The organism is Candidatus Poribacteria bacterium, assembly GCA_021295755.1.
In the GTDB taxonomy this organism is placed as follows: Bacteria; Poribacteria; WGA-4E; order WGA-4E; family PCPOR2b; genus PCPOR2b.
Map to the genome: position 1 here is coordinate 434 of JAGWBT010000031.1, position 2650 is coordinate 3083.

Here is a 2650-nt window from a genome sequence, read left to right on the forward strand (position 1 = left end):
TGTCGCCTCATCAGCAGGCGTTACGTCTAGCGCAGAACTTAGCCAACGGTGGGGCATTGGATTACTACCTCATCGGACGGTTGGACAATCATGAGGACAGATCCGGGTTTGAACCTATCAAGGAGATTTACCGCTATCACGCAGCCAATGAAGCGGCATACACCGGCAACCAATCGAAGGCGAATATTGCGCTGCTGAAGTCTGACCGAGTCAGCGCGGATGCATTCAAAGGGTGGTTCCGTTTCTTGGTGGAGAACCACCTCCTTTTTGATACCCTGACAGCGGATGCGGCACTCGATGTGGCGTGGGACAAGTATCAGGCGGTTGTGTTGCCCGACCTTCGACCGATGAGCGATGAATTGGCGGGGCGGATTGACCGGTTTGTTGAGGAAGGTGGAACGGTGATCGCCGCTGCCCAGAGCGGATTCCGGGATGCGGACGATGAGCCCAGACCGACACCCGCACTAAAAAGCCTCGGAATTACGGAGGTCAGACGAATACGGACGGATATGCGCTCGTCGTATTTCAAATTGGACGATAAGCAGGGATTTGAACGGTTTTCCGACACTGAGCTCATCTATATGGACGGGACGTATGTCTATGCCACGTATGCGTCGGATGTCCAGCAACGATTCAAGCTGATTCCGCCGCACAACTTTGGTCCGCCGGAACGGTGCTATTACACGCAAGTTACGGCGCACCCGGCGTTCACGGTTCGGTCCTTCGGAAACGGAAGGGCGATCTATATCCCGTGGGAGCCGGGGCAACTGTTCCACCGGCAGGGCTATCCCAACACCTCCGATTTTGTCGCTGACCTGTTGGAGGGAGTTGCCGGGTTGACGCCAATCGGGGGCAACCTGTCACCGATGGTTGAGGCGACGTGGTTTGAAAAGGTGGACGGCAGCTCACAGCTGGTGCATCTGGTGAACGGTTCGGGACATTTCGGGGTGAGTTTTTACCAGCCGGTCAAAATGGTAGACTTGGAAATCGAGTTACCATCAGCGAAGCAGCCGAAGTCCGTGCGAAGCCTCGTATCGGGGGAAGCATGTGCGTATAGCTGGTCAGATGATCTGCTGACGATTCAGTTTCCTGAACTGGGGTTGTTTGAAGCAATCGAGATTGTGTTGTAGATGCCTAGAGGGGAATAAGTCAAAGAGCATCACCATTGGTTGGCTGAAGGCGAGGGAAATCGTCTGAATCGGGGATTGGCACGGATTTATGGATTTCACAGATTTTTTGCTGAAGGATCAGTACGGTGAGAGCTGTGCATCAGGGTTTTTCTGGTTTTTTCAATTCGCCCCACGTTGTGATCCGTTTTCCAGCAGCCTCCACAGCGTACACGAAACCGGGCCTGACCCAATCCGCTTGGTATGCCTCTTCCCTCCATAGCGTTACGGTTTCGTTGGGGATATCGATTAGATAGAGTAAATGCTGGTGATCCTTCTTTCCTACTGATACTGATAAGATGAGTTGTGACTCGTCAGGTCCCCAAACCAATCCAAAAAGACTCCAATCCTTTTCAAATGCTCCCGGTAATACGAATGCATGTTTTTGTGAAGTATCAAGATTCATCAGTAACATTCTATATTCTAGGAGAAACATTGGTTCTCTTGCTTCTCTCGCACTAAAAAGAAGGTGATTTCCTCCCGGCGACCATACAGGACTTAACCAATTTACAAGTTCGCCGGTCTTTAACTGGGTTGGCATATCCCCATCAATCCGAATTTTCATTAAACTCTCCGAATTTTGATCTTTGACGACATAGATGAGATGTTGACTATCGGGCGACCAAGCCGGCCGATCCCAATTTAGCACAGATGGGGACGGGTGAGTCCAGTGGACAATCAGATTTTCGTTGTGACCTTGTGGATCCGTGACATAGAGTCCCCAGCCACCCTGATTATCTCCAGACATAAAGGCGAGCCTCCTGCCATCAGGGGACCAAACTGGCGGTCCATCAAATACGCGCTGATTATGCGCGATTTGTTGAACATTTTGCCCATTTGTGTCCATTGTGTAGATCCTGGGCACACGATTTCGAGATGAGAGGAAGGCAATTTTGTTTCCGTCTGGAGACCAAGAGGGTTCAAAGTTTCGACCGGGTTGAAATGTGATTCGCTGCGGGTTTTGACCGTCCGCCTCCATTATAAAAATTGCACTCTCATCTTCCCCTACCTCTCGGTCAAACACAATTTGTTCTCCGTCAGGCGACCAACTGGCAGCCATTTCCATCTCTGGCGATTGTGTCAAATTGATTATATTTTCGCCGTTGTTATCCATGACGAAGATGTCACTCCCTAGGATTTCTTGATCGAAGAGATATTGCGTGACAAATAGGATTTTGTGCCCATCGGGGTGCCACGCTAATGGAATACTTTCCTGATCGTCTCCAGATGTCAAAGCGGTTACACTCTCTTTGGTCAGATCCATTTTGTAGATTTGCAGTGGATTTCGCGGCACATGTCTGGTTGCGACCGCATCGATGTATCCGATTTGGTTGCGTTTCGGCGACCAAGCGGGGAGAAGTACAAATTGATCTTGTGATATATTAATAACGTTATTCCCATTATCGTCAATGATAAATATCTCCGAACTATCCTTGGTATCCTGATAATATAGGATACGGTTACTATCGGGGGCCCAACTGGGA

2 protein-coding genes are annotated in these 2650 nt (G+C 49.9%); one reads left to right on the forward strand and one right to left on the reverse strand.

Annotated elements, in window-relative coordinates; translation table 11 throughout:
- On the forward strand, positions 1 to 1130 hold a 1130-nt coding region (locus J4G02_06040; GenBank protein ID MCE2394138.1), incomplete at its 5' end, for a beta-galactosidase trimerization domain-containing protein.
- A 139-nt stretch (positions 1131 to 1269) separates the two neighbouring features.
- On the opposite strand, the gene J4G02_06045 is transcribed toward J4G02_06040, so the two are convergent.
- On the reverse strand, positions 1270 to 2650 hold a 1381-nt coding region (locus J4G02_06045; GenBank protein ID MCE2394139.1), incomplete at its 5' end, for a PD40 domain-containing protein.